We start from the raw sequence: 25,383 nt of genomic DNA, 5'->3' as shown, positions 1-25,383 counted from the left end.
CGGTCCGTGTCAGTCCGCGGCCGGGAGCGGCCGGGCCGCCCGCCTGCCGATCAGCAGCAGGGCGCCGACGGCGGCGAGGCTGCCGACGGCGATGACGGGGATGAGCGCCGGGTAGCCCAGCTCGCCCGCCACCAGGCCGAACATCGGGGGGCCGAGCAGTGAGCCGAGGCTGCCGGCCTGGGCGATGACGCCGTTGCCGACGTCGGCGTGGTCGAGACGCTCCAGGACCAGGGGGAGCGCGGCGAAGACGAGGGCGCCCAGGAAGCCGTTCTCCATGGAGATGACGCCGGCGCCGGTGAGCGCCTCGCCGGAGGAGCCACCGGAGTAGAGGATCCAGGCGGCCGGTACGACGAGGAGCCCCGACAGGGCCAGCACGCCCACCCGTACGCCCTTGCGCAGCAGGACGCCCACCGCCAGGCCGCCGGCCACACCGAGCAGCGAGATCACCGAGGTCAGCGCGCCCGCGGCGGCGGCCGAGCGGCCGTACTGCTCGATGAGCAAAGTGGGCAGGAGCACGACCACCGGGATGGTCACCAGCGCGGTCAGGCAGAAGGCCCCGGCGAGCACGCCCGGCCAGGCCAGCGCCCGCGCCCGGGGAACCGGCCCGGCGGCCTGCGCCCCGGCGGCGCGCGGCAGCCGCACCCAGCTCACCACCGCCATGAGCAGCGTGAGCCCGGCGATCAGCCCCACCCAGCCGCGCCACCCCAGCGCGGAGCCCGCCGCGCCGCCGGCCAGCGTGGCGGCCCCGAGCCCCACCGGGACGAACGTGGCCCACACGGACAGGGCGGTGCCGCGGTCACGTTCGTGGGCCAGGCGCAGGATCAGCGCCGGGCAGGAGATGGTGACCAGGACGTAGCCGATGCCCTCGACGCCGCGGGCGATGAGCAGCCAGGCGAAGTCGTTCGCCGCCATGCTCGCCGCGCCCGCCAGGGCGATCGTGGCCAGCCCGGCGACCAGCGACCTCTCGGTGCCGAAACGGCGGACGAGGTAGCCGGCGGGCAGGCCGACGACGGCCCCGACGCCGACCACCGCCGAGATCACCCAGCCCAGCTCCGACAGCGACAACCCGAGCTGGGCCGCCACGTCGGGACCGACCGAGGAGAACTTGCCGAGGCTCACCGCCGCGACCACCCCGCCGGCGTAGACGATGAGGATCGTCAGCCAAGGGGAGCGCCGAGGGGGCGCCTCCGAGATGTCTGCCACCGGCCGGGGGTCCATGAGTCTCCTTCGCACTGCGTCGCGCGGGCCAGGGTTCCCACGTACGATCTTCGCCATGCGGGCGGCGCCGATCAACCCGCTTCTCCCGTGGCGAAGATGCCGATGCCCGACTCGGTGACGTTGACGGCCCCCGCCGACAGCAGTGCGTCGATCGTCTCCGGCACGTCCCGCCTGGGCAGGACACCCTGGAGGACGACCATGGTCGCGTCCGCCAGGCCGGGCCCGGCGCGCCAGGACTGCCCCGGCATGGCGGGCACCACCTCGGCCAGCCGGTCGGCGGGCGCGCGGACCGTCAGCAGGACGTGGGCCGGGCCCACCCAGGCGGCGCGCAGCAGCAGGGCGACGTTCCTGATCACGCCGCGCCTGGCCGGGTCGGCGTAGGCGGCCGGGTTGGCGACGAGCTGCGCGCCGCAGGTCCGTACGATCTCGATGACGCGCAGGTCGTTCTGCCGGAGGGAGTGGCCGGTCTCGACGACGTCCATCATGGCGTCGGCCAGCTCGGGGATCTTGGCCTCGGTCGCGCCGTACGACACGATCACCTCGGCCCGCCGGCCCGCCTCGCGGAAGAAGCGGCGGCCGATGTTCGGGTACTCGGTGGCCACCCGGACGCCGTCGTCGAGGTCGGCGGCGCTGCGCGCGGGATGGCCGGACGGCACCGCGAGCACCAGCCGCCAGGGCCGTTCGGTGTTCCTGGAGTAGTCGAACGACTCCACCACCTCGACCTCGGCCCCGGTCTCCTCCACCCAGTCGGCTCCGGTCAGCCCCAGGTCGAACGTGCCGTCCCCGACCACCAGGGGGATCTCGCGCGGCTTGTAGAAGGCCACGTGCGACACGCCGGTGTGGTCGACCGTGCCGCGGTAGGAGCGTTCCGAGCGCCGCCGTACGGGCAGCCCGGCGGCGGCGAAGAGCTCCAGGGCCCGCCGCTCCAGCGACCCCTTCGGCAGGGCGAGCGAGATCATGCTTCCTCCTTGCGGGCGCGGCGGGGGCGAAGGGGACACGGGCTCACACGTGCAGCAGCCGGTCGATGCCGATGATCGGCGGCTCGGGCAGGCAGGACGGCCGCACCTCGATCTCGCCCACCACGAGGTCGCCCGGCCAGGAGTCGACGATGGTGCCCACGCAGCGGGCGACCGAGCGGGTGCTCATCTTGTGCGGCGAGCCGTCGCCGTCGAGGTTGGCGATGGCGCCCGGCGAGACCAGGCAGGCACGCACCCCGTTGCGGCGCTCCTCCAGCAGCAGCGTCTCGACCAGCGCCTTCAACCCGGCCTTGGTGGCGCTGTAGGCGGCGCCGCCCTCGAAGTACCGGGTGCCGGCGTGGCTGCCCATCGCGACGAACATCCCACCGGCGGCCCGCAGCGCCGGCAGGACGGCTTTGAGCAGGTGGAAGCAGGCGCTCAGGTTGATCGCGACCAGCCGCTCCCAGTCCTCGCCGCTGAGGTCGGCGATCGGGTCGAGCACCCGGTCCACCGCGTTGGACACGCAGACGTCGAGCCGGCCCGCCTCGTCGAGCACCTGGCCGGCCGCCTCCCTGATCTGCGCGGGGTCCGCGAGGTCGCACTCGCGCTCGCCGAGCCAGTCCTCGCCGGCGAGCGAGCGGTTCAGGGAGAAGACGCGGTAGCCGCGCTCGCGCAGTTCCTCGGCGATGGCCCGGCCACTGCCGCGGTTGCTCCCGGTGACCAACGCGACCGGCCTCCCGGCGACCGGCCTCTTCCCGTACGGCCCCCCGCTGCCCGGCCTCTCGGCGGGCGGGGTCTCATGTGATGACATCGAGGACGCGGCTCCACTGGTTCACGATCTCCTCGCCCGCGACGCCGTCCCGGAACAGGTCCTTGTCCAGCGGGGAGCCGTCCTGGTGGCGCAGGCGCATGCAGTCCTGGGAGATCTCGGAGATGACGGTCAGCCCGCCGTCCTCCGTCTGCCCGAAGATGAGGCAGAAGTCCCACACCTCCAGCGGACTCAGCCAGGCCCGCAGCACGTCGTTGACGGCGAGGGCCTGCTCGCGCATCTCCTCGACCGGCAGGCCGAGCGCCCGCAGGTAGTCCTCGCCGATCGGCTGGTCCTCCGGGTCGGTCCGGTAGTCGAACTTCACCACCGGGCGCGGCAGCGGGGCGCCGTCCTCGAACAGGCCGGGGTACTTGCGGGTGGTCGATCCTGTGGCCCGGTTCTTCACGATCACCTCGAACGGCGGCGCCGGGCAGTAGTCGGCCACGTACGAGTCGGCCGAGACACGTTCCCTGAACGCGCAGGGCACCCCGGCGTCCGCCAGCCGGCCCGCCGCCCTTTCATAGAAATCCAGCCGGAGCGGCCCGGTGCGCTCGACGATTTCATCACGGTGGTACGTGAAACTGCGCAGGCTGGGGATTATCTGCACGAGGCACCGCCCGCCGGGCAGCAGCCACAGACGCTTACTGCGTCCGACGATATCCGGCTCTCCCGCACCGGCCGGACTTCCCGGATCGGATCCGTAATCCACGTCGCCTCCATCCACCGACAATGGCCCACACAACTTGATATTGCGGGTACCCGATTGTCAAGGAGACGTGACCCTGGAAAAAGGTGCACTTGACGGGGCTCTCACGGTCTTGATATGTCGCCGGTCCGGCCCGTGACTCCTGGAAGAAAGAGTACTTGACGGAGCCCGGCGGCCTGACGGTACTGTCTTCAGAAATTGAAATTCCCGATCTTATTAAGAATCCCAATGGGGGGAGGATCGTTGTCAGAATATGAGCGCATCGCTCATTCGAAGATCACTCGTAAGTTCCGGTCCGCGGGGCAGCAGCTCTTGTTCTCGCGGGGGCGGCGGGGCGAGGTTTCGGACGCGAACGGCGTGCCGTACATCGATTTCGTCATGGGTTATGGCCCAGTGATAATCGGTCACGCGGACGCCCAATTCAACGAAATTCTGTGCGGTTATCTCGGCAACGGCGTCATGCTGCCGGGCTACACCACGTTCCACCAGGAATACCTGGACCGGCTGCTCGGCACGCTGCCCGGCGACCGCGGCGCGTTCTTCAAGACCGCCTCCGAGGCCGTCACCGCCGCCTTCCGGCTGGCCGCGATGCGCACCGGCCGGCTCGGCATCATCCGCAGCGGCTACGTCGGCTGGCACGACGCGCAGATCGCCGACTCCCTGAAGTGGCACGAGCCCCTGCACTCCCCGCTGCGGAACAAGCTCCGCTACACCGACGGCATGCGCGGCATCGGCGACACCGAGCCGGTGGCCAACTGGGTGGACCTGCGCCTGGAATCCCTCGCCGAGCTGCTCGAACGGCACCGCGGCCGGCTGGGCTGCTTCGTCTTCGACGCCTACCTGGCCTCCTTCACCACGCCCGACGTGCTGCGCCAGGCCGTCGCGATGTGCCGCGAGGCCGGTCTGCTCACGGTCTTCGACGAGACCAAGACCGGCGGCCGCATCTCGGCGCTCGGCTACGACCACGACAACGCCCTCGGCTCGGACCTGATCGTGATCGGCAAGGCGCTGGCCAACGGCGCCCCGCTGAGCATCCTGGCCGGCGACGCCGACCTGCTCGCGCTCGCCGAGCGGGCCCGGCTGAGCGGCACGTTCTCCAAGGAAATGATCGCGGTCTACGCCGCGCTGGCCACCCGGGACATCCTGGAGAAGCCGGTCGGCGACGCGCCCGACGGGTGGACCGAGATCGGCCGGATCGGCACGGAGACGGCCGCCGCCTTCACCGCGGCCGCCGCGGACGCCGGGGTCGAGGCGCTGGTCGGCGCCCGCCCGGTGCTCGGCGGCGGCATGTTCGAGCTGGTCTACCACGACGTGGACCTGCTGGGCGACAAGGAGCGCCGCGAGGCGCTGCTGGCCGAGCTGGCCGCCGTCGGCATCCTGCTGCTCGAAGGCCACCCGTCCTTCGTGTGCCTGGCACACCGCGACATCGACTGGGGCGACCTGCGCGAGCGGGCCCGCCAGGCGTTCGAGGCGTGGAACGCGACCGCGGGGGCCGGCCGTGGCTGACCTCCTGCGCCTGGCCCTGGTCGGCTGCGGCCGCCAGATGCAACAGAACCTGTTCCCGTTCCTGCAACGCATCCGCGGCCACCAGGTCGTGGCCTGCGTCGACCCCGACCTGTCGCTGGCCGCCGACGTCCAGTCGCTGGCCGGCGGGGCGACCTGTGCGTCGTCGGTGGACGACCTGGACCTGGAGACCGTGGACGCCGCGGTGCTGGCCGTACCGCCGGAGCCGTCGTACCGGCTGGTCCGGCAGCTCGCCGAGAGCGGGATCGACTGCTTCGTCGAGAAACCGGCCGGGCCGTCCACGCCCGCGCTCCAGGACCTGGAGCACGTGGTGCGCCGCAGCGGGCGGCACGTCCAGGTGGGCTTCAACTTCCGCTACGCCGAGACGCTCCAGCGGCTGCACGAGCTGAGCGAGGAGATCCGGGCCACGCCGTGCTCGGTGACCGTCGACTTCTACAGCCGCCACCCGTCCGCGCCGCAGTGGGGGGTGGACACCACCCTGGAGGCGTGGATCCGGCACAACGGGGTGCACGCCCTCGACCTGGCCCGGTGGTTCACGCCGTCGCCGGTCGTCCAGCTGGACGCGCACGCCATCGGCGACGCCGACCGGTTCCAGGTCAACCTGTTCCTGCGGCACCACGACGGCTCGCTGTCGACGCTGCGCATGGGCAACCACGTCAAGCGGTTCCTGGTGGGCGTCACCGTGCAGGGCATGGACGGCAGCCGGTACAGCGCGCCGTCCCTGGAACGGGTGACCCTCGAACTGTCCGACGGGCTGCCGTACGGGCAGGAACTGCACGCCACCCGCAACCTGGACCACGGGTGGGGGCGCAGCGGCTTCGGGCCGGAGCTCCAGGCGTTCGTGGACGCCTGCGCCGGGCAGCAGTCCGAGCCTCACACGGGCGGTCGTGCCCCGGTCAAGGGCGTGCCGTCGATCTCCGACGCGCTCGCCGCCTCGGCCCTGTGCGACCGGGTGATGGCGGAGCTGGACGCCGCCGCGACGAACGGCCTCGGTTACCTGACCGACTCCGTCCGGGCCTCGGCCTAGGCGGGGGCCGTTGACCAAGAGGGGGAGGCATGACTGAACGGGCGCGACCGGCTGCGAGCGGGCGGCCGGTCGCGTCACCGCGCGTAGGGCGATGGGTCGCCGGTCACCTGCGGCGGCAGCGGCCGTCGTTGCTGCTGTTCACCGTGGCGGCCGTGGCGGCGAGCCTGTGCTCCACGCTCGTCCCCGTGCAGATCGGCGCGGCGTTCGCCGAGGTGTCCGGCCCCCGCCACGACCTCGGCGCGGTCGGGGCGGCGGCGGTGGCCGCCGCGCTGCTGGCGGCCGGCCGGTTCGTCGCCGACCTGCTGTCGAACGGCTCGATGGAGGTCGTCGCCCAGCGCGTCAAACGGGACCTGCGGGACGAGCTGTACCGCAGCCTGCTGGCCAAACGCATGTCCTTCCACGACCAGCAGCGCATCGGCGACATCCTGGCCCGCGCCATCAACGACGCCAGGCTCGTCGACTACATGCTCAGCCCAGGCGCGGCCACCGCCGCCAACGGCGTCCTGGCCCTGCTGGTCCCGATCCTGTTCATCGCCTCGCTGGACCCGTGGCTGCTGCTGGCCCCCGGCGTGCTGGTCCTGGTGTTCGCCTACGCGCTGCGCTACCACCTGCGGCGGCTCTACCCGCTGGTCATGCGCACCCGCGAGACCTTCGCCGACCTCAACGAACGTTTCTCCACGACGCTCTCGGGCATCGCCACCGTCAAGGCCGCCACGCAGGAGGACCACGAGCGGCACGCCCTCAGATCGGCCGCCGCCGCCTACCGGGACGCGTTCGTCCGGCGCGGCCGGGCGCAGGCGGTCTACCTGCCCGCGCTGAGCTTCGCACTGGCGATGGTGACCGGCTCCCTGCACTCGCTCTACCTCTACTCGCAGGGGCAGCTCACCCTGGCCCAGGTGGTCACGTATCTCGGCTGGTTGTTGCTGTTCGCGCAGCCCGTCACCATGTCCGAGCAGGCCGTGCCGGTCATCCAGGAGGGGTTCGCCGCCGCCGCCCGCATGCGGCAGATCATCGACGGCGCCCCGGGCGAGCGCGAGGACACGCACGGCACGACGCAGGCCGTCCAGGGGGCGATCACCTTCGACCGGGTCTCGCTGCGCCACGAGGGCCGGGACATCCTGCGCGAGGTCTCCTTCCACCTGCCCGCCGGGCGCACCCTCGCCGTCGTCGGCCCCACCGGCAGCGGCAAGAGCATGCTGATCAAGCTGGTCAACCGCATGTACGACGCCACCGACGGCCGCGTGCTGATCGACGGGCGGGACGTACGGGAGTGGGAGCCGGGCGCGCTGCGCCGCCAGATCGGCCATGTGGACCAGGAGATCTTCCTGTTCTCCAAGAGCGTGCTGGACAACATCGCCTTCGGCGCGCCGCACGCCGCCGGGTACGAGGACGTCCAGCGCGTCGCCAAGCAGGCGTGCGCGGACGAGTTCGTCCAGGCGATGTCCGACGGCTACGCCACCACGCTCAACGAGGGCGGCACCACGCTGTCCGGCGGGCAACGGCAGCGGCTGGCCATCGCCAGGGCCCTGCTGACCGAGCCGCGCATCCTCACCCTCGACGACGCGACCAGCGCGGTGGACGCCCGTACCGAGGCGGCCATCACCGAGGCGATCGAGCACGCGACGGCGGGCCGTACGACGGTGCTGGTCTCGCACCGCCCCGGCCAGATCCGCCGCGCCGACGTGATCCTGCTGCTGGACGGCGGCCGGGTCGTCGACCAGGGGTCGCACGACGAACTGATGGCGCGCTGCGCGCTCTACCGGGAGATCTACAGTGGATGACGCCCAGGATCGGCGGCGGCCGTGAGCGACCTGTTCGCGGGTCTGCACGCCGATGCCTACGACCGCGTGTACGGCAACCGCCGCCTGCTGGCCCGCATCCTGCGTCAGTTGCGCGCCCACCGCGCCGGAATGGTCGGTTCGGCCCTGCTCGTCGCGGGTTCGGTGTTGCTGACCGCCGCGGTGCCGATCGTCGTCTCCCGCCTGATCGACCAGGCCGGCGGCGGCAGCGGGCCGGGCCTGCTGCTGTGCCTGTTCGTGGTCGTGGCGGCGGTGCTGGCCTGGGCGATGAACTGGGCCCGCCAGGCGATCACCGCCCGGCTGGTCGGCGGCATGGTGTACCAGTTGCAGAGCGAGGCCGCCGACGCCGCGCTCGCCAAGGACGTCGCCTTCTACGACGAGAACTCGGTCGGCAAGGTGCTCAGCCGGGTCACCGGCGACACCGAGGGCTTCGGCTCGGTGCTCACCCTCACCCTCAACCTGATCAGCCAGCTCTTCCTGGTGGTGCTGCTCGGCGGCGTGGTGTTCTGGATCGACCCCGGGCTCGGCCTGGTCATCGTGGCGGCGCTGCCGTTCCTGCTGGGCACGGCCCTGGCCTTCCGCCGGGTGGCCCGTACGGCGGCGTCGGCCACGCGGCGGGTCATGGCCAAGGTCAACGCCAACGTGCACGAGACCATGCTCGGCATCGCGGTCGCCAAGAACTTCGGCCGCGAGCAGGCCGTCTACGGCGACTTCGACGAGGTCAACCGCCTGTCGTACCGCGTGTACGTCCGGCAGGGCCTCATCTACGCGGTCATCCTGCCGGTCCTGACGCTGCTGGCCGGGCTGGCCACGGCCGTCGTGCTGTACCAGGGCGGGCGGTTCGCGGTGCTCGGCCGGCTCTCGGCGGGTGAGTGGTACTTCGCCCTCCAGGCGCTCGGCATGTTGTGGCAGCCGGTCACCCAGGCCGCCTCGTTCTGGAGCCTGTTCCAGCAGGGGCTGGCCGCCGCCGAGCGGGTGTTCGCGCTGATCGACAGCGACCACGCCGTCGTCCAGAGCGGGAACGCGCCGGTGACCGCGCTGACCGGCGCGGTCGAGGCCCGCGGCCTGCACTTCCGGTACGGCTCCGGCGCCACCGTGTTCCGGGACTTCGACGTGCGCCTCGCCCCCCGCGAGACGGTGGCGGTCGTCGGGCACACGGGCGGCGGCAAGTCCACGCTGGCCAAGCTGATCGCCCGCGCCTACGACTTCCAGGGCGGCGAACTGCTGGTCGACGGCCGTGACATCCGCGGTCTCGACCTGCGGGCCTACCGGCGGCGGGTGGGCGTCGTGCCGCAACATCCGTTCATCTTCGCCGGCACGCTCGCGGAGAACATCGCCTACGGCCGGCCCGGCGCGGACCGCGCCGACGTCGTACGGGCCGTCGAGCGGATCGGCCACCGTGTGTGGGACCGCAGCATGCCGATGTCGCTGGACGACCCGTTGGCCGCCGGCGGCCAGGGGGTGTCCGTCGGGCAGCGGCAGCTCATCGCCCTGGCCCGGATGTTCGTTCGCGAACCGGACATCCTGCTGCTGGACGAGCCCACCGCCAGCGTCGACCCGCTGACCGAACGCGGCATCCAGGACGCGCTGTCCCGGTTGTGCGCCGATCGCACCGTGCTGGTGATCGCCCACCGGCTCTCCACCATCCGGCGCGCCGACCGCGTCCTGGTGCTGCACGGCGGCGAGATCGCCGAGCAGGGCGGCTTCGACGAACTGCTGCGCCGCGACGGCCCGTTCGCCGCGCTCTACGCCACCTACTACGCCCATCAGGAGTCCGCATGACCTGTGCCCCCCATCCGGCGGAGTTCGAGCCGATCCAGCGGGAGGCGTCCGCGGCGGGCGTGCGGTGTGTGGTGGGCGCCGTGCTGGTCAACCCGCGCGGCGAGGTGTTCCTCCAGCGCCGGGCGGAGCACGTACGGCTCTTCCCCGGCTGCTGGGACATCGTCGGCGGGCACGTCGAGCAGGGCGAGACCCTGTGCGCGGCGCTCGCCAGGGAGATCGAGGAGGAGACGGGCTGGCGCCTGCTGGAGGTGGGCGGCCTGGTGGACGTCTTCGACTGGACCGGCGGCGACGGCGGCCTCCGGCGCGAGATCGACGTGCTGGCCACGGTCGAGGGCGACCTGACCCGGCCCAGGATCGAACGGGACAAGTTCGACGAGGCCCGCTGGCTGGAGGAGGACGAGCTGCGCCGCCTGGCCGCCGGGTCCGCCGAGTCCGGCATGATCCAGCTGGCCCTGCGCGCGCTGGCCATGCGGCCGGGTTAGGACTCCGGCTTGCGTACCGCGTCCAGGGCCTGCCCGAGGGTGAACCTGCCGGCGTACAGCGCCTTGCCCACCACCACGCCCTCGACGCCGAGCGAGGTCAGGGACGCGATGGCGCGCAGGTCGTCGAGGCAGGACACCCCGCCGGAGGCCACGACGGGCCGGCCGGTGGCGGCGCAGACGTCGCGCAGCAGGCCGAGGTTGGGGCCGCCGAGCGTGCCGTCCCTGGCGATGTCGGTGACGACGTACCGGGCGCAGCCGGCCGCGTCCAGGCGGGCCAGGGTCTCGTACAGGTCGCCGGCGTCGCGGGTCCAGCCGTGGCTGCGTACGGTGGTGCCCCAGACGTCCAGCTCGACGGCGACCCGGTCGCCGTGCCGGGCGATCACGCCCGCCACCCACTCCGGACGTTCCAGCGCGCCGGTGCCGAGCACCACCCGGCCGCAGCCGGTGGCCAGCGCCGCCGCGAGCCCGTCGTCGTCGCGTACGCCGCCGCACAGCTCGACCGGGACGTCGAGGGCCCCGACGACCTCGGCGATGCGCGCGCGGTTCGTGCCGGTGCCGAAGGCGGCGTCGAGGTCCACCAGGTGCACCCAGTCGGCGCCCGCGTCCTGCCAGGCCGGGGCCGCGTCGAGCGGGTCGCCGTACCAGGTCTCGGTCCCGGACTCGCCGCGTACCAGGCGGACGGCCCGGCCGCCGCGCACGTCAACGGCGGGCAGGAGGGTCAGGCATGTGGACACTCGTCGTTTCCTCTCCCGTGAACCCCCCTTTCCCATCATGGTCGACAATGGTCAGGAATCGAAGTCAACCTTCGGCCACCCCCATGGTTCACTTGCCGCCGCCCGGCCGGACGGGGACGCTTGCCGGTGCGCGCTGGACGCCACCGGGGGTTCGGTCCCCCTGTTCCGAGGAGGACTGCATGGTCTCGCTCGCGCTGCCCAAAGGCTCTTACCTGGAACGTCCCGTCCTCGGCCGGTTCGCCGCCGCCGGGCTGGAGGTGCGGCGGCCGTCCGAACGCAGTTATCGGGCGCGCATCGACTACGACGGCGACATCGAGGTGGCCTTCCACAAGGCGCGCGAGATCCCGCTCGCCGTGGAGAAGGGCATCTTCGACTTCGGCGTGACCGGCGCCGACTGGATCGAGGAGACCGGCGCGAAGGTCGAACTGGTCGACACGAGCGGGTGCGTGCCCCCGTGGCGGCTGGTGCTCGCCGTACCCGCCGATCATCCCGCCGTGGACGTCGCCGGCCTGCCGCCCGGGGTCCGGGTCGCGACCGGGTTCCCGAAGATCGCCCGGCAGTTCTTCCAGAGCGTGCCGCTGCCCGTACGGATCGTGCCGTCCTTCGGCGCGACGGAGGCCAAGGTCCCTGAGCTCGCCGACGCCGTCATCGAGGCCGACGGCCCCGACTCCGCCTTCGACGAGCACGACCTGCGGGTCATCGCCACGCTGCGCACGTGCGTCCCGCAGCTCGTCGCGAGCCCGGCCGCCTGGCGGGAGACCGGGAAACGGGCCGCGATCCAGAAGGTCGCACGGCTGCTGGCCGCGGTGGACGGGGGAGCGGCGCACGTGCTGCTGACCGTCCGCACCTCCTCGCGCAACCTGCCGAGCGTGGCCGGTTCCATGCCGGAGCGGTCCTGGCGGGCCGGGACCGGCCTGACGGAGGGGCTGGTGGTCGTCCAGGGGCTGGCGGCCCGCCGGGGACTGGCCGAGACCATCGGCGGCATCCTGGCCGCGGGCGCCCTCGACGTCATCGAGTCGCACGTCGGGAAAGACGTCACGCCGTGAGCCGCCGGATGATCGTGTGCGACCTCGACGGGACGCTGCTGGACTCCCGCGGTCAGGTCTCCGAGCGCACCCGTACGGCGGTGCGCCGCGCCCGCGCCGCCGGGCACGTGTTCGTCATCGCCACCGCGCGCCCGGTCCGCGACACCCGTCCGGTGGCCGCGGCCCTGGACGACGCGGCCGTCGCCGTGTGCGGGAACGGCTCGATCACCTTCGACTTCGGCCGCGACGAGGTGGTCGACTACCGCCCGCTGGACCGGCAGCCGCTCGCCGCGGCCCTGTCGGCGCTCCGCGACCGGTTCCCTGGTGTCCGCCTGGGCGCCGAATGCCGCCTGGAGCTCCTGCTGGAGGACGAGTTCCACCTGCCCGAGCCGCTGTCCCGGGGCGCGCGGCGGGTGCCCCGGCTGGAGGGCGAGATCGACCGGCACGACGTCGGCAAGCTCATGGTGCAGCTCGAAGGCGCCGCCCGCCAGTACTACGAGACCGTACGCGGGGTCCTGACCGGCTGCGAGGTCACCATCTCGGCGGACGTGTTCTGCGAGGTGATGCGGGCCGGCGTCACCAAGGCGGCGGCCCTGGAGTCGATGGCGGACCGGCTCGGGTTCGGCAGCGCGGACGTGATCGCGTTCGGTGACATGCCGAACGATCTCCCCATGCTGACCTGGGCCGGGACCGCGGTGGCGGTCGCCAACGCCCATCCCTCGGTGCTCGGCGCGGTCGGCGAGGTGACCGCGTCCAACGACGACGACGGGGTGGCCGCCTGGCTGGAACGGCACGCCACGGCCGATTTCTCAGAGAAGTATTGACGCTTGTCTGACGACTATTCATGATGGTCGCTGGAGCCGGGAACACACCGGCCAGGATCGGCCTGCGGAGGCAGGCCGCCACGGCCCGCGGCACGCGCGGGCGTCCCGTCTGAGAGGTGCCTCCAGTGCCCCGATTAGTCGTTGCCCCTGTATTCGTGCGCGTCCTCGCCGTCTGCACGGCGTTGTGCTCGCTCGCCGCCTGCACCGCCGTCTCCCCGGCCGCCGGAACGAAGGAGGCCGGAGCGAAGGGCGCCACCTCGGTCGGCGTGGCCTTCAGCCGCGGCGGGCGGGGCGACAGATCCTTCAACGACTCGGTGGGGGCCGGGGTCGACCGTGCGAAGGCCGAGCTGGGCGTCTCCGCCAAGGAGCTCAGCCCCAACGCCGCCGGGTCCGACCTGGAGGAGATCCTGCGGCTGCTGGCCGAGACCGGCCACAACCCCGTGCTGGCCGTCGGCTTCTTCTACGCCCAGCCGCTGGCGAAGGTCGCGCCCGCCTTCCCCCGCACCCAGTTCGTCATCATCGACGACGCCACCGTGAAGCTGCCCAACGTCACCAACGTGGTGTTCCGCGAGGAGCAGGCCAGCTACCTGGTCGGCGCGGCGGCCGCGCTCAAGTCCGCCACCGGCCGCATCGGCTTCGTCGGCGGCGTGCAGACCCCGCCGCAGGAGAAGTTCCTGGCCGGTTACGAGGCCGGCGCCCGCGCGGTCAACCCCGGCATCCGGCTCTCCAGCGTGTTCATGTCCCAGCCGCCCGACTTCAGCGGCTTCTCCGTCCCCGACAAGGCTCAGGAAGCCGCCCGCGGCATGTACGACGGCGGCGCCGACGTGGTCTACCACGCCGCCGGCGCGTCCGGGCTCGGCGTCTTCCAGGCGGCCAAGGCGGCCGGCAAGTGGGCGATCGGCGTGGACGTCGACCAGCGCAAGACGGTCGACGCGGGGCTCGCCGGGGTGATCCTGACCAGCGCCACCAAGCAGCTCGACGTCGCGGTGCTGAGCATCGTCCGCGACGCGGCGGCGGGCCGCCCGATCAACGGGGTGCACGAGTTCGGGCTCAAGGAGGGCGGCGTCGGCTACGCCACCAGCGGCGGCGAGCTGGCCGACATCCAGCCGCGCCTGGAGCAGCTTCGCAAGCAGATCGTCTCGGGCGAGATCAAGGTGCCCGTCAGGCCGGCGGAGAGCCGATGAGCCGGGCGCGGGCGGCGGGCCGGGAAGCGCTGGGCGTGCTCGCCGTACCGGCGCTCGCGCTGCTGATCGCGCTCACGGTCGCCACCGCGCTGCTGGCCGCGGTGGGGGCCGCGCCGGGGCGGACGTACCTGACGATGCTGGAGTTCGGGCTCCGGCCGGACTCGCTCGTCTCGGCGGTGAACCGGGCGGCCGTCTACTTCTTCGCCGCCCTCGCCGTGGCCGTGACGTTCCGGATGAAGCTGTTCAACATCGGGGTCGAGGGCCAGTACCACGTGGCCGCGCTGTTCGCGGCGGTCGCCGGGGCGGCCGTACGGCTGCCGGGCCCGCTGCACCTGGCCTTCGTCTGCCTGGTCGCCGTGGTCGCCGGGGCCCTGTGGGCCGGGATCGCCGCCGTGCTCAAGGTGTGGCGCGGGGTCTCCGAGGTGCTGTCCACGCTGCTGCTCAACTACGTCGCCACCGCCCTCGTCGCCTACCTGCTGGCCGAGGTCTTCGCGGTGGGCAGCCCGTCCGGGTCGACGCCGGACCTGCCGCCGTCGGCCCGCCTGCCCGAGCTCACGCTGCCCTCGGGCGACCAGCTCGGCTCGGCCACGCTGGGCGCGGTCGTCCTGGGGGTGGCCGTGCACCTGATGCTCACCCGCACCCGCTACGGCTACGAGCTGAAGGCCGGCGGCCTGAACCCGGCGGCGGCCCGCGTCCACGGCGTCGACCCGCGCCGGATGGTCCTCGTCACGATGCTCCTGTCCGGCGGCCTGGCGGGCCTGGCCGGGCTGCCCGACCTGCTGGGCGACACCTACCGGTACGGCATGGACTTCCCCTCCGGCGCGGGCTTCACCGGCATCGCCGTGGCCCTGCTCGGCCGCAACACCCCGGCGGGCATCGCGCTGGCCGCCCTGCTCTTCGGGTTCCTGGAACGGTCGGCGCTGATCCTCGACATCGAGGGCATCCCCAAGGAGATCGTCACCATCATGCAGGGCGTCATCGTGCTCAGCGTCGTGGTGGCGTACGAGGTGGCGCGGCGCGTGGAGCGCAGGCGTGCCGCCCGGCTGGTACGGGAGCAGAGCTCCCCGGCGCTGGAGTCGGCCGTATGAGCGCGGCCACGGGACGGCACCGGTGGTGGCGGGCGGCGCTCGTCCTGCTGCTCGCGATGTCGGCGGTCAGGACGGTCACCGGCGTGGACGAGCTCACCGGGTCCGGCGTCGTGGGGGCGGCGCTGCGGCTGGCGGTCCCCATCGGGCTCGCCGGGCTCAGCGGCCTGTGGAGCGAACGGGCCGGCGTCGCCAACCTCGGCATCGAAGGCATGATGATCATCGGGACGGTCTGCGGCGCCTGGGCCGGGTACGCGTACGGCGTCTGGGCCGGGGTGCTGGCCGGGGTGCTGGGCGGGGTGGCCGCGGGGCTGCTGCACGCGGTCGTCACCGTGACGTTCGGGGTCGACCAGGTCGTCTGCGGCATCGCGATCAATATCCTGGCGGTGGGCGTGGCCCGGTTCATGTCGGTCATCGCCTTCAGCGGCCTGCCGGGGGCGGGCGCCACCCAGTCGCCGCCCGTACGCGGGACGATCGGCACGGTGAGCGTGCCCGTCCTGGCGGGCGGCGGGGGCGGCGGCGACCTGCTCGGCGGGCTGGAGCGGGCCCGGATCTTCCTGCTGTCCGACCTCGCGGGCATCGTCCGGGGGCTGCTGCACGAGGTCTCGCTGCTCACCGTGGTCGCCGTCGCGCTGGTCCCGCTCAGCTTCCTGTTGTTGTGGCGCACCGCGTTCGGGTTGCGGCTGCGGTCGGCGGGGGAGCACCCGGCCGCGGCGGACTCGCTCGGCGTGCCGGTGTTGCGGATGCGGTACTACGGGGTGCTGGTCTCCGGCGGGCTGGCCGGGCTCGGCGGGGCGTACCTGGTCACCGTCTCCTCGACCGTCTACCGCGAGGGGCAGACCGGCGGCCGGGGCTTCATCGGGCTCGCCGCCATGATCTTCGGCAACTGGCGCCCGACCGGCACCGCCGCGGGCGCCCTGCTGTTCGGCTACGCCGACGCCCTGCAACTGCGCCAGGCCAGCGCCGTGCACGTGCTGCTGCTCCTCGGGGCCGTGCTGGCGTGGGCCGCCGCGATCGTCCTCGTCCGTACGCGGCTCCGCCTGGCCGGGACGCTGGCGCTGCTCGGCGCCGCCGCGTTCGCGCTCTTCCAGGGCACCGACTCCGTCCCCACCCAGCTCGTGTACGCCACGCCGTACCTCACCACCCTCCTGGTGCTGGTCACGGTCGCCCAACGACTGCGCATGCCGGCCTACGTCGGTATCCCCTACCGGCGAGGAGACGCGTGATGGCCATAGACCGCGAGCCCCGCCTGATGGGCTACGCCGACCGCTGGTCCTCGCTCCCCGGACAGCGGCTGACCGTGCACGCCTCGGGCCCGGCCGGGGACGCCGACGTCACCCTCGTGGACCTCGTACGGGAGCGCGACCTCACCGCGCCCGTACCGGCGCCGATCGAGCCGCGGCCGCTGCGCCCCGGCTCCCGGCTGGAGGCGGTCGCGGTGCCGACCCCGCCCAGGGGCGGCCTCGCCCTCTGGATCCGGCCGAAGCGGCTCGGCCCGCGGCAGGTCGTGGCCCGCCTGGGCGCCTCCGGCTGGCGGCTGCTGCTCACGCTCGACGAGGCGGGCCGGCCGGAGGCGGCCGTGGTGACGCCGTCCGGGAGCATGGGCTGCCGGCTGCGCTCCGCCGTCCCGCCGGGCGAGTGGACGTTGCTGGCGGTGGCGTGGGAGACGACGCCGCTGATGACCGTCCTGCACCTGACCGACTTCCGTGCCCCTGGGGTGAGCTCGGGCCGGGGCCGGCTGCCGGTGCCGTCCCCGACCGGCGACCTGGTGGTCGGCGCGGGCGACGAGCACCCGTACGCGGGCCGGATCGCCCTGCCCATGGTGACGACCAGCCTGCTCGCCACCTCTGAACACACCCTGCTGCGCGACCTGACCACCGGTCCCGACCTGGTCAAACACCTCGGCTCGGACCTTCTGGCCCTGTGGGACCCGTCCGGCGACCCCGGCGCGCCGGTCGTACCCGACGTCAGCGGGAACGGCCACCACGCGGGCGCCGTCAACCGGCCGCTCGCGGGGCTGATCGGCCCGGGAGGCGTCGCCCGCACCGCCCTCCAGGTCAGCCCGGAGGACCTCGACGACGCCCGCTGGCCGGCGACGTGCGAGCTGACCGTCCCCGAGGACTGCGGCTCGACCGTGCTCGGCGTCCGGCTGCGCGCCGCGGGGCAGTCCTGCGTCGTCCCGGTGATCGCGGGTCCGGGAGGGGCGCGCGGGAGCCGGGTGGCGGTCGTCCTGCCCACGTTCACCTACCTCGCCTACGCCAACCACCGGCAGTCCAGCGAGGCCGAGTACTTCGGGGACTACACGCGGGTGACCGACCGCGGGATCACGCTCTCCCCGGTGGACGTCTACCTCAACGAGCACCGCGAGCTCGGCCTGTCCCTCTACGACCAGAGGCGGGAGGGCGGCCACGTCACCCATTCCTCCAGGCTGCGCCCGGTGCTCAACCTCGACCCCGGCTACCGCTGGTGGATGACCGGCGCGCCGCGCCACTTCGCCGCCGACCTCCTGCTGCTGCGCTGGCTGCGTTCCGAGGGGTTCGACTTCGACGTGCTGGCCGACGAGGACGTGCACGAAGGCGGCGCCGCCCTGCTGGCCGGCTACCGCGTCGTCCTGACCGGCAGCCACCCCGAGTACGTCACCGCCCCCGGCCGCGCGGCCTTCAGCGCGTACGTGTCCGGCGGCGGCCGGCTCATGTACCTGGGCGGCAACGGGTTCTACTGGGTGACCGGCGTCGATCCCCGCCACCCGCACGCCATCGAGGTCCGCCGCGGCCACGTCGGCGACTGGTGGGACGACGAGCCCGGCGAGGACGTGCTGACCTCCACCGGCGAGCCCGGCGGCCTCTGGCGCCACCGCGGCCTCGCGCCGCAGGAGCTGCTCGGCGTCGGCTTCGCCGCCCAGGGCTGGGGCCCCGCGCCCGGCTACACCCGCCTGCCCGACAGCTACCGGGACGAGGCGTCCTGGGTCTTCGAGGGCGTCGGGACGAACCCCGTGGGGACCTGCGGTCTCGCGCTCGGCGGCGCCGCCGGGGACGAGATCGACCGGGCCGCGCCCGAGCTCGGCACCCCGCCGGGCACCCTGCTGCTCGCGACCTCCGCGGGCGCCCACAGCCACCACTACCGGCCACCCACCGAGGAGGCCGGGCCGGGTGCGGAGACCGTACGCGCCGACATGACCCTGCGACGGCTCGGGAACGGCGGTGCGGTGTTCGCCGCCGGATCCATCAACTGGGTGACCAGTCTTGCCTGCTGTGATGGTGACATCAGGCGGATCACCCGAAACGTCCTGTCCCGATTCCTGCTCTCCCGCAGCTCGTGAGGAGGAGTGACGTGACCACCGCCAGCGCGAGGCACCTCGACTACCCCTATCCCCGCACGTCGGGCGATCTGACCGACGAGATGTTATCCATGCCCGCCGAGGAGCTGGCGGCGATCGCCCGCCATCCGCTGACCGTTTACCCCGACACCACCGAGCTCTACTACCGGCTGGCCCGGGAGATGGCCGACGAGCTGCGCGCGAACAACATGCGCGGCGAGCCCACCCGCTGGATCCTGCCCGTGGGCCCGAAGGCGCAGTACCCGATCCTCGCGCGCATCTGCAACGAGGAGCGCATCAGCTGGGCCGACGTGTTCGCCTTCCACATGGACGAGTTCCTCGACTGGCAGGGCAGGCCGGTGGACCCGTCGCACCCCTTCAGCTTCCGGGGTTACTGCGACCGCAACCTCTACCAGCTTCTCGACCCCGACCTGCGGCCCCACCCGGACAACGTCGTCTTCCCCGACGTGTTCGACCCCGACGCCTTCGGCGAGCGCCTGCGCCGGGCCGGCGGCGCAGACACCTGCTTCGCGGGCTTCGGCTACCGGGGGCACCTGGCCTTCAACGAGCCGCCGTCCACGCGCTGGCACCAGTACACCGCCGAGGAGTTCGCCGCCTCGACCACGCGCGTCGTCCCCCTGCTGGAAGACACGATCGTGGCCCACTCCCACCGCGTGACCGGCGGATATACGCAGGCGATCCCACGTATGGCGATCACCGTCGGCATGTCGGAGATCCTCTCCGCCCGGCGGCTGCACCTGATCACCGACGGGGGCGCATGGAAGCGTTACATCGTCCGCGTCCTCCTGCTCACCACCGAGCCGGACGTGCTGCTCCCGGTGACCTTCGCCCACCGCCACCCCGACGTACGAGTGACCGTGGACGCCGACAGCATCGCGCCGTGCGCCCTGGGGCTGGGCTCATGACCGTCGTCGCGATCGGCGCCTACATCGTCGACCTCTACATGTTCGGCGACCGGCTGCCGGAGCCGGGCCAGAGCGTCAACGCCGCCGACTACGCCACCGCCCACGGCGGCAAGGCCGCGAACGTGGCCGTCGCCGCCGCCCGGCTGGGCGCCCCCACCAGCTTCGTCGGCTGCCTCGGCGACGACGGCGCCAGGCCGGTGGCGCTGGCCGAGCTGCGCGCCGAGGGCATCGACGTCGGCGACTGCACCACCGCCATCGGCGTGGCGACCGGGCGCAGCTTCGTCTACGTCGACGCCGGTGGCGGGCAACTGGTCATGACCTGGCCGGGGGCCGCCGACCTGCTGCCGCCCGCCCAGGCGGCCACCGCGGTCGCCGACCTGCCCACCGGATCGGTGCTCGTGCTCCAGGGCGAGATCCCGCTGGAGATCTCGTACGCCGCCGCGACGGCGGCCCCGGTGGGCGTGCGCGTGCTGCTCAACCCCAGCCCGGCGGGACCGTTCCGGGAGGGTACGGGCAAGGAGCTGCTGGCCCGCGCCGACGTGCTCGTGCTCAACGAGGGCGAGCTGTCGGCCCTGGCCGGGGACACCCCCGGCGACCTGGACGACCTGCGCGGCAGGACCAGAGGACGCACCGTCGTCGTCACCCGCGGCGAGCACGGCGCCGAGATCGCCGACGACGGCGGCACTATGCTGATCGACGTCCCCAGCGTGCGCGTTGTGGACACCACCGGCGCGGGTGACGCCTTCACCGGCGCGCTGGCGGCCGCCCTCCGCGCCGGCACGGGCCTGGTGCGCGGCGTCCGGCTCGCCTGTCAGGTGGCGACCGTCTCGGTCACGCGCCGGTTCTGTGCCCCCAGCTACCCATCGGCCGCAGAGCTCGGCATCGCCCCGCTCCACGGTCCGTCCGTGCAGGAGAGACCCGCGTGACACGACGTCATCCCACCCTGGCCATCCAGATCCGTGACCGGCTGCACGCCCTGATCGTCGAACAGGGGTTGCGCCCCGGGGACAGGCTGCCTTCGGAGAACGAGCTCATGACCCTGTTCGACGTCGGGCGTACGAGCATCAGGGAGGCGTTCAAGCTCCTGGAGCAGGAAGGGCTGATCCAGGCCCGCCACGGCGACGGCCGCTACCTCACCTCGCAACCCAGCCTGGACCGGCCGCTGACCAGGCTCGAAGGCGTGACGGAGATGCTGGCCAGCCGCGGGTTCACCGCCGACAACACCGTCCTCGACGTCGTGGCCACCGAGCCGGACCGGCACCAGCGCGAGCTGCTCCAGCTCCCGCCCGGCGAGGCCATCGTCCGGCTGGAACGGCTGCGCCGGCACCGGGACGACGCGCTGCTGTACTCGATCGACCTGTTCCCGCGCTCGCTCATCGGCCGTCCCATGGACGAGGTGGACTGGACCGGGTCGCTGTTTCAGCTCCTCACCGAGTACGGCCACACCATCGCGTACGCCGTCGCCCAGGTCCGCGCGGTGACCCTCAGCCACGCCCAGGCCGAGCGCATCGGCAGCCACGAGGACGGCGGCGCCTGGCTGCTGCTCCTCCAGACCCACCACGACAGCGCCGGACGGCCGCTGCTGTATTCGCAGGACTACCACAGGGGCACCGACTTCTCCTTCCACCTGGTGAGACGCCGCGACTGACAGAACTCCCGCCGCGTACCGACCGACCGCCGTTCGCCGACGCAGAGAGGATCATGCGATGAGTGCCATCACGCTGGAGGCCGGCCAGCCGATCCCGGCCTCCCCTTCCAGCCTCCGTGCGAGGTGCTCCAGGCTGTCCGTGTTCTGGCTCGCCGAGGACGAGGTCTCCTACTACGGGCTCCCGCCGTTGCTCATGAAGGTGTCGAACGTGGCCGGGGTCGCGGTCGTGCGCAGCGTGTCGGAGGCCAGGGCGCTGCTGCTGGCAGGTGAGGACTTCGACGTGGCGGTGATCCCGCTCGCCGTCCTGCCGGACGTGCTGGGCGGGCGTCCCCGACGGGCGCGCCCGCGGATCCTGGCCATGGTGCGGCAAGGGGAGGAACCGGCCCCCTGCCTCGCCCAGCGGTACGACCTGGCCGGTTGCCTGCCGTGGGACGAGATCAATGTCGCGGGCTTGTCGGGCACCTTCGAACGGCTGCTGCGCGGCGACGCGCCCGTCCCGTCCAGGCGCGGCCCTGACCTGCTCGGACGCCTGACCGAACGCGAGCACCTCGTCCTGGCGCTGCTGCTGCGCGGGATGAGCAACCACCAGATCGCCCGTGCCATGGACATCTCCATCCACGGCGTCAAACGGCACATCTCGAACCTGCTCGTCAAGTTCAACTGCTCCAACCGCACCGAGGTCGCCCTGGTCGCCCAGCGCCTCGGCCTCGACTCCCGCAACCAGCGCCATCTGAGCACCACCGGCAAGTAGCACGTACGACGAACCATCCCAGAACGGTCATCGAGAAATGGAGTGGCAATGGACGTCCCTCTCATGGAACTCAGCGGCCGCGCTCCCGTCGTCAGGCTGCATGACATCGAGGCGGACATGGCCGCCTCCACCGAAGCCATCAGGTCGCAGCTGACCGGATGGGGCTTCATGGCCGCGGAGGTCCCCGGCATCGGCGAGCGCGTCGAGGCCATGATGAACGAGTTCGCCGCGGCCTGCGGATCGGCCGAGCCGCGCCTGTCCGACTACGCCTACACCGCCGTCCCGCAGCTCGCCGTCGGCGGGACGCACGGGTTCTTCCCGTACAACTCGGAGATCCCGCGTCTGGCCAACGGCGTGCCGGACCCGAAGGAGTTCATCCACGTCAGCGGCGCCATGATCGGCGACCAGCCGCCCGGGGCGGGGGACGTGCTGCGCGCCTTCCCCGCGTTCGGCACCCGTGCCGCCGAGGTGTTCGACATCGCCTTCCGGCTGATCTCGCTGTTCGGCGAGGTCGTCCGGGGCATGCTGCCGCCCGGCACGCCCGAGCTGGACCTGTCGCACGACGCGACGAACCTGCGGGTGATCCACTACCGGGACGTGGGCGACCGCCAGGTGCTGGCCCACGAGCACTCCGGCATCCAGATGCTCGGCCTCCAGCTACCCCCGTCCGACCAGGGCCTCCAGTACGTCCTGCACGACGGCACGTGGGTCGAGCCGGTGATCGCCGGGACCGACGTGGTGCTGTGCAACATCGGCCGGATGCTGACCAGCGCCTCCGACGGACGGTTCCGGCCGTCCACGCACCGCGTGCACACCAGGCCGATGCCCGCCGGGTACGAGCGCCTGTCGTCGGTGCTCTTCGCCTACCCGCAGCACAAGGCACGTCAATGGAAGATGGTGGACGGCGAGCTGATGACGCTGAACTCCACATGGGGCGACTTCATCGAGAGCCGCTTCCAGGGGCTCGGCAAGCAGTCCTGACCATCCCGGCCCCGGACGGCGGCACCTGCCCCGCCGCCGTCCGGGACGGCCGGTCAGGAGGCGGTGGCGCGGACCGCTTCGCGGATCACGCCGGCGACCTCCTCCGGACGGGACACCGCGACCGCGTGCGAGGCGCCGGCGACCTCCACGGCCTTCGCCCCGGCCCGCTCGGCCCCGAACCGCTGCACGTCGGGGTTGATGGCCTGGTCGGCGTCCGCGATGACGGCCCACGACGGCTTCGTCCGCCAGGCCGCCGTGCCCGGGGCCTCGGTGAACGCCCCGGCCGCCAGCGGCCGCTGCGCCACCGCCAGGACGCGGGTGACCTCGGCGGGCACGTCCGCGGCGAAGATCTCGGGGAAGGCGTCGGCGGCGATGGTGAACTCCACGGCCTGCCCGCCGTCCGCCGTGGGATAGGACGCCTGTCGCAGGCCGGCCGCGAGCGGCGGTTCCGGGAAGCGTCCTTGCAGGTCGGCCAGGCTCTCGTTCTCCTCCGGCACGTACGCGGCGACGTAGACGAGGCCGACGACGTTCTCCGCGGCCCCGGCCACGGTGATGACCGCGCCGCCGTAGGAGTGGCCCACCAGCACGACCGGGCCGTCGACCTGGGCCGCCACCGAGGCGACGTACGCCGCGTCCGCGGCCAGGCCGCGCAGCGGGTTGGGCGGGGCCAGCACGGGGATGCCGTCCCGCTGCAGCCCGGCGATGACGCCGGACCAGCTCGCGGCGTCGGCGAACGCGCCGTGCACGAGGACGGCCGTCGGGGTGGTGCTCTGCGTCATGGGGAAAAGCTCCTTCTCGGGGCATACGGGGACCGGTTGTCTCCACCGGAGATCCAAACAGCCGGCCACGCGCGGGCACGAGGCGGAAACGTACTTCTGCCTGTGGTTCCGCCTCGTCCTCACCCGGGGGGGTTGCTTTGATGGGCGACGGCCCCCCGCTTTCCACCTTTTTTGGAGCCATCATGAACAAGCCCGTCCTGGAACCCGCCGCACAGTCGTTCGCCGAGGCCACCGCCGAGCCGCCGTACCTCTTCCAGCTCCCGCCGGAGGAGGGCCGCAAGGCCGTGGACGAGGTGCAGTCCGGCCCGGCCGACCTGCCCGCCGTCGACGAGGAGTGGGTGACGGTCCCCGGCGGCCCCACCGGCGAGGTCAGGGCCCGCATCGTGCGGCCCGCGGGCAGCGCCGGCGACCTGCCCGTGATCATCTACATCCACGGCGCGGGCTGGGTGTTCGGCAACGCCCGCACCCACGACCGGCTGGTCCGCGAGCTGGCCGTGGGCGCCGGCGCCGCCGTCGTCTTCGCCGGGTACGACCTGTCGCCCGAGCACCGCTACCCGGTCGCCATCGAGCAGAACTGGACGGTCGCCCGCTGGATCGTCGCCGAGGGCGCGTCCAAGGGCCTGGACGCCACTCGCCTCGCGGTGGCCGGCGACTCCGTGGGCGGCAACATGACCGCCGCGCTGACCATCATGGCCAAGCGGCGCGGCGGGCTGCCGCTGCGCCAGCAGGTGCTGTTCTACCCGGTGACCGACGCGTCCTTCGACACCGACTCCTACCGGCAGTTCGCCGAGGGCTACTTCCTGCGCCGGGACGGCATGCAGTGGTTCTGGGACCAGTACACGACCTCCGCCGCCGAGCGCGCCGAGATCACCGCGTCCCCGCTGCGGGCCACCACCGAGGAGCTGGCCGGGCTGCCGCCGGCGCTGGTCATCACCGGCGAGGCGGACGTGCTGCGGGACGAGGGCGAGGCGTACGCCGCCAAGCTGCGCGCGGCCGGGGTGCCCGTGACCGCCGTGCGCTACCAGGGCATCATCCACGACTTCGTCATGCTCAACGCGCTGCGCGGCACGTACGCGGCCGGGTCGGCGATCGAGCTGGCCATCGGCACGCTGCGCCGGGCCCTGCACGAGAGCTGACCCGCCGCGCCATGTCCTCCGCCTACGACCTCGACCAGGTACGCCACGCCAACGCCACCGGCCGGGTCCCGGTCGTCTTCGTGCACGACCCGTGGTTGCTGGCCGAGAGCTGGGAGCCCTGGGCCGAGGTGTTCGGCCAGGCGGGGTTCGTACCCGTCATCCCGGCCTGGCCTGCGGCGGCCGGTGAGGCGGTGGGGCACTTCGCGGGGCTGGTCGGCGGGCTGGCGCGCCGGCCCTGCGTCGTCGGGCACGCCGCCGGGGGGCTGGTCGCGCAGGTCCTCGCCGGGCTCGGTCTGGTTCGCGCGTGCGTGGCCGTCAGTCCGGCGCCCTTCCGGGGGGCGCTCACGTACGGGCGGTTCCGGCACGCCGTCGCCAACGCCGTCGGCGAGGAGGAGGCCCGGCGGTTGTACGACAGGTACGCGGTCCCGGCGGGAGAGGCGGCCGACCCGTGGAGCGTGGACGGCACGTCGCCGGACCGGGGGCCGCTGCTGCTGGTCGCCGGCGAGATGGACCGCGTCGTCCCGTGGGCCGCCGCGCACGACTCCTACCTGTGCCAGACGCGCAACGAGCACCACCTGACCGAGATCGTCGAGCTGCCGGGACGCGGGCACTCGATGACCGTCGACAACGGCTGGCGCGAGGTCTGCGGCACCGCCCTGACCTTCATCCAGCGTTTCGTGGAGCCGTGAGGC

At 72.8% G+C, this 25,383-nt stretch carries 24 protein-coding genes; 18 read left to right on the top strand and 6 right to left on the bottom strand.

What is annotated here, in order from left to right; all coding sequences use genetic code 11:
• Positions 1–9: 9 nt before the first annotated feature.
• The 4 genes from DMB42_RS07820 to DMB42_RS07805 all read right to left on the bottom strand — a co-directional run bounded on the left by DMB42_RS07820 (position 10) and on the right by DMB42_RS07805 (position 3,589).
• Positions 10–1,218 (bottom strand): CynX/NimT family MFS transporter, encoded by a 1,209-nt coding sequence (locus DMB42_RS07820; protein ID WP_185844511.1) that lies wholly within the window; start codon positions 1,216–1,218, stop codon positions 10–12.
• A gap of 71 nt (positions 1,219–1,289) precedes the next feature.
• Positions 1,290–2,177: an ATP phosphoribosyltransferase gene (gene hisG / locus DMB42_RS07815; RefSeq protein WP_125632067.1), complete on the bottom strand. Its 888-nt coding sequence runs from the start codon at positions 2,175–2,177 to the stop codon at positions 1,290–1,292.
• Positions 2,178–2,220: 43 nt separating this feature from the next.
• Positions 2,221–2,985 carry an SDR family oxidoreductase gene (locus tag DMB42_RS07810; RefSeq protein ID WP_125632066.1) on the bottom strand — a complete coding sequence of 255 codons (765 nt, stop codon included), beginning with the start codon at positions 2,983–2,985 and terminating at the stop codon, positions 2,221–2,223.
• Positions 2,972–3,589, bottom strand: a complete 618-nt coding sequence (locus DMB42_RS07805) for a phosphoribosylaminoimidazolesuccinocarboxamide synthase (RefSeq protein WP_221762046.1) — start codon at positions 3,587–3,589, stop codon at positions 2,972–2,974. The genes DMB42_RS07810 and DMB42_RS07805 overlap by 14 nt, the downstream gene beginning before the upstream one ends.
• 327 nt (positions 3,590–3,916) lie before the next feature.
• On the opposite strand from DMB42_RS07805, the gene DMB42_RS07800 reads away from it, so the two are divergent.
• The 5 genes from DMB42_RS07800 to DMB42_RS07780 are packed head-to-tail and all read left to right on the top strand — an operon-like array spanning position 3,917 to position 10,302.
• Positions 3,917–5,194, top strand: a complete 1,278-nt coding sequence (locus tag DMB42_RS07800) for an aminotransferase class III-fold pyridoxal phosphate-dependent enzyme (protein WP_125632062.1) — start codon at positions 3,917–3,919, stop codon at positions 5,192–5,194.
• Complete coding sequence (locus tag DMB42_RS07795) at positions 5,187–6,239, top strand: Gfo/Idh/MocA family protein (protein WP_125632060.1); 1,053 nt, start codon at positions 5,187–5,189, stop codon at positions 6,237–6,239. Before DMB42_RS07800 ends, DMB42_RS07795 begins: the two co-directional genes overlap by 8 nt.
• A gap of 29 nt (positions 6,240–6,268) precedes the next feature.
• A complete protein-coding gene (locus DMB42_RS07790; protein ID WP_125632058.1) occupies positions 6,269–8,020 on the top strand; it encodes an ABC transporter ATP-binding protein in 1,752 nt (583 codons plus the stop codon).
• A 21-nt stretch (positions 8,021–8,041) separates the two neighbouring features.
• The gene (locus tag DMB42_RS07785; protein ID WP_125632056.1) at positions 8,042–9,820 is read left to right on the top strand and encodes an ABC transporter ATP-binding protein; all 1,779 of its coding nucleotides are present in this window, start codon (positions 8,042–8,044) and stop codon (positions 9,818–9,820) included.
• A complete protein-coding gene (locus DMB42_RS07780) occupies positions 9,817–10,302 on the top strand; it encodes an NUDIX domain-containing protein (RefSeq protein WP_125632054.1) in 486 nt (161 codons plus the stop codon). The genes DMB42_RS07785 and DMB42_RS07780 overlap by 4 nt, the downstream gene beginning before the upstream one ends.
• Here DMB42_RS07780 and priA read toward each other — a convergent pair.
• A complete protein-coding gene (gene priA / locus DMB42_RS07775) occupies positions 10,299–11,036 on the bottom strand; it encodes a bifunctional 1-(5-phosphoribosyl)-5-((5-phosphoribosylamino)methylideneamino)imidazole-4-carboxamide isomerase/phosphoribosylanthranilate isomerase PriA (protein ID WP_221762045.1) in 738 nt (245 codons plus the stop codon). The two genes, DMB42_RS07780 and priA, sit on opposite strands and share 4 nt — an antisense overlap.
• A gap of 179 nt (positions 11,037–11,215) precedes the next feature.
• On the opposite strand from priA, the gene hisG (DMB42_RS07770) reads away from it, so the two are divergent.
• The 11 genes from hisG (DMB42_RS07770) to DMB42_RS07725 all read left to right on the top strand — a co-directional run bounded on the left by hisG (DMB42_RS07770) (position 11,216) and on the right by DMB42_RS07725 (position 22,776).
• On the top strand, positions 11,216–12,082 hold the full coding sequence (hisG, locus tag DMB42_RS07770) for an ATP phosphoribosyltransferase (protein ID WP_185844509.1): 867 nt from the start codon (positions 11,216–11,218) through the stop codon (positions 12,080–12,082).
• Positions 12,079–12,885, top strand: coding sequence for an HAD family hydrolase (locus DMB42_RS07765; RefSeq protein ID WP_125632050.1), 807 nt, complete (start codon positions 12,079–12,081; stop codon positions 12,883–12,885). The genes hisG (DMB42_RS07770) and DMB42_RS07765 overlap by 4 nt, the downstream gene beginning before the upstream one ends.
• A gap of 155 nt (positions 12,886–13,040) precedes the next feature.
• The gene (locus tag DMB42_RS07760) at positions 13,041–14,069 is read left to right on the top strand and encodes a BMP family protein (protein WP_185844508.1); all 1,029 of its coding nucleotides are present in this window, start codon (positions 13,041–13,043) and stop codon (positions 14,067–14,069) included.
• Entirely contained in the window at positions 14,066–15,157 is a 1,092-nt protein-coding gene (locus DMB42_RS07755) for an ABC transporter permease (RefSeq protein ID WP_125632046.1), read from the top strand. Before DMB42_RS07760 ends, DMB42_RS07755 begins: the two co-directional genes overlap by 4 nt.
• Positions 15,154–16,380: an ABC transporter permease gene (locus DMB42_RS07750; RefSeq protein ID WP_125632044.1), complete on the top strand. Its 1,227-nt coding sequence runs from the start codon at positions 15,154–15,156 to the stop codon at positions 16,378–16,380. The genes DMB42_RS07755 and DMB42_RS07750 overlap by 4 nt, the downstream gene beginning before the upstream one ends.
• On the top strand, positions 16,380–18,473 hold the full coding sequence (locus DMB42_RS53005; protein WP_185844507.1) for a N,N-dimethylformamidase beta subunit family domain-containing protein: 2,094 nt from the start codon (positions 16,380–16,382) through the stop codon (positions 18,471–18,473). Before DMB42_RS07750 ends, DMB42_RS53005 begins: the two co-directional genes overlap by 1 nt.
• Before the next feature lie 11 nt (positions 18,474–18,484).
• Positions 18,485–19,396, top strand: a complete 912-nt coding sequence (locus DMB42_RS53000; protein WP_185844506.1) for a 6-phosphogluconolactonase — start codon at positions 18,485–18,487, stop codon at positions 19,394–19,396.
• Positions 19,393–20,322 carry a PfkB family carbohydrate kinase gene (locus tag DMB42_RS07740; RefSeq protein ID WP_185844505.1) on the top strand — a complete coding sequence of 310 codons (930 nt, stop codon included), beginning with the start codon at positions 19,393–19,395 and terminating at the stop codon, positions 20,320–20,322. The genes DMB42_RS53000 and DMB42_RS07740 overlap by 4 nt, the downstream gene beginning before the upstream one ends.
• The gene (locus DMB42_RS07735) at positions 20,319–21,044 is read left to right on the top strand and encodes a GntR family transcriptional regulator (RefSeq protein ID WP_125632040.1); all 726 of its coding nucleotides are present in this window, start codon (positions 20,319–20,321) and stop codon (positions 21,042–21,044) included. Before DMB42_RS07740 ends, DMB42_RS07735 begins: the two co-directional genes overlap by 4 nt.
• 58 nt (positions 21,045–21,102) lie before the next feature.
• Entirely contained in the window at positions 21,103–21,795 is a 693-nt protein-coding gene (locus tag DMB42_RS54130; protein WP_221762044.1) for a helix-turn-helix transcriptional regulator, read from the top strand.
• A 48-nt stretch (positions 21,796–21,843) separates the two neighbouring features.
• Positions 21,844–22,776, top strand: a complete 933-nt coding sequence (locus tag DMB42_RS07725) for an isopenicillin N synthase family oxygenase (protein ID WP_125632038.1) — start codon at positions 21,844–21,846, stop codon at positions 22,774–22,776.
• Positions 22,777–22,829: 53 nt separating this feature from the next.
• Here DMB42_RS07725 and DMB42_RS07720 read toward each other — a convergent pair whose 3' ends face one another.
• Positions 22,830–23,555: an alpha/beta fold hydrolase gene (locus tag DMB42_RS07720; RefSeq protein WP_125632036.1), complete on the bottom strand. Its 726-nt coding sequence runs from the start codon at positions 23,553–23,555 to the stop codon at positions 22,830–22,832.
• A gap of 182 nt (positions 23,556–23,737) precedes the next feature.
• On the opposite strand from DMB42_RS07720, the gene DMB42_RS07715 reads away from it, so the two are divergent.
• Together DMB42_RS07715 and DMB42_RS07710 are read left to right on the top strand one after the other, a co-directional pair.
• Positions 23,738–24,691: an alpha/beta hydrolase gene (locus DMB42_RS07715; RefSeq protein ID WP_125632034.1), complete on the top strand. Its 954-nt coding sequence runs from the start codon at positions 23,738–23,740 to the stop codon at positions 24,689–24,691.
• Positions 24,692–24,702: 11 nt separating this feature from the next.
• A complete protein-coding gene (locus tag DMB42_RS07710; RefSeq protein ID WP_125632032.1) occupies positions 24,703–25,380 on the top strand; it encodes an alpha/beta hydrolase in 678 nt (225 codons plus the stop codon).
• Positions 25,381–25,383: the final 3 nt, after the last annotated feature.

This window comes from Nonomuraea sp. WAC 01424 (assembly GCF_003947315.1).
Taxonomy (GTDB): Bacteria; Actinomycetota; Actinomycetes; order Streptosporangiales; family Streptosporangiaceae; genus Nonomuraea; species Nonomuraea spiralis.
This window is presented reverse-complemented; position numbering and strand designations above follow the sequence as displayed.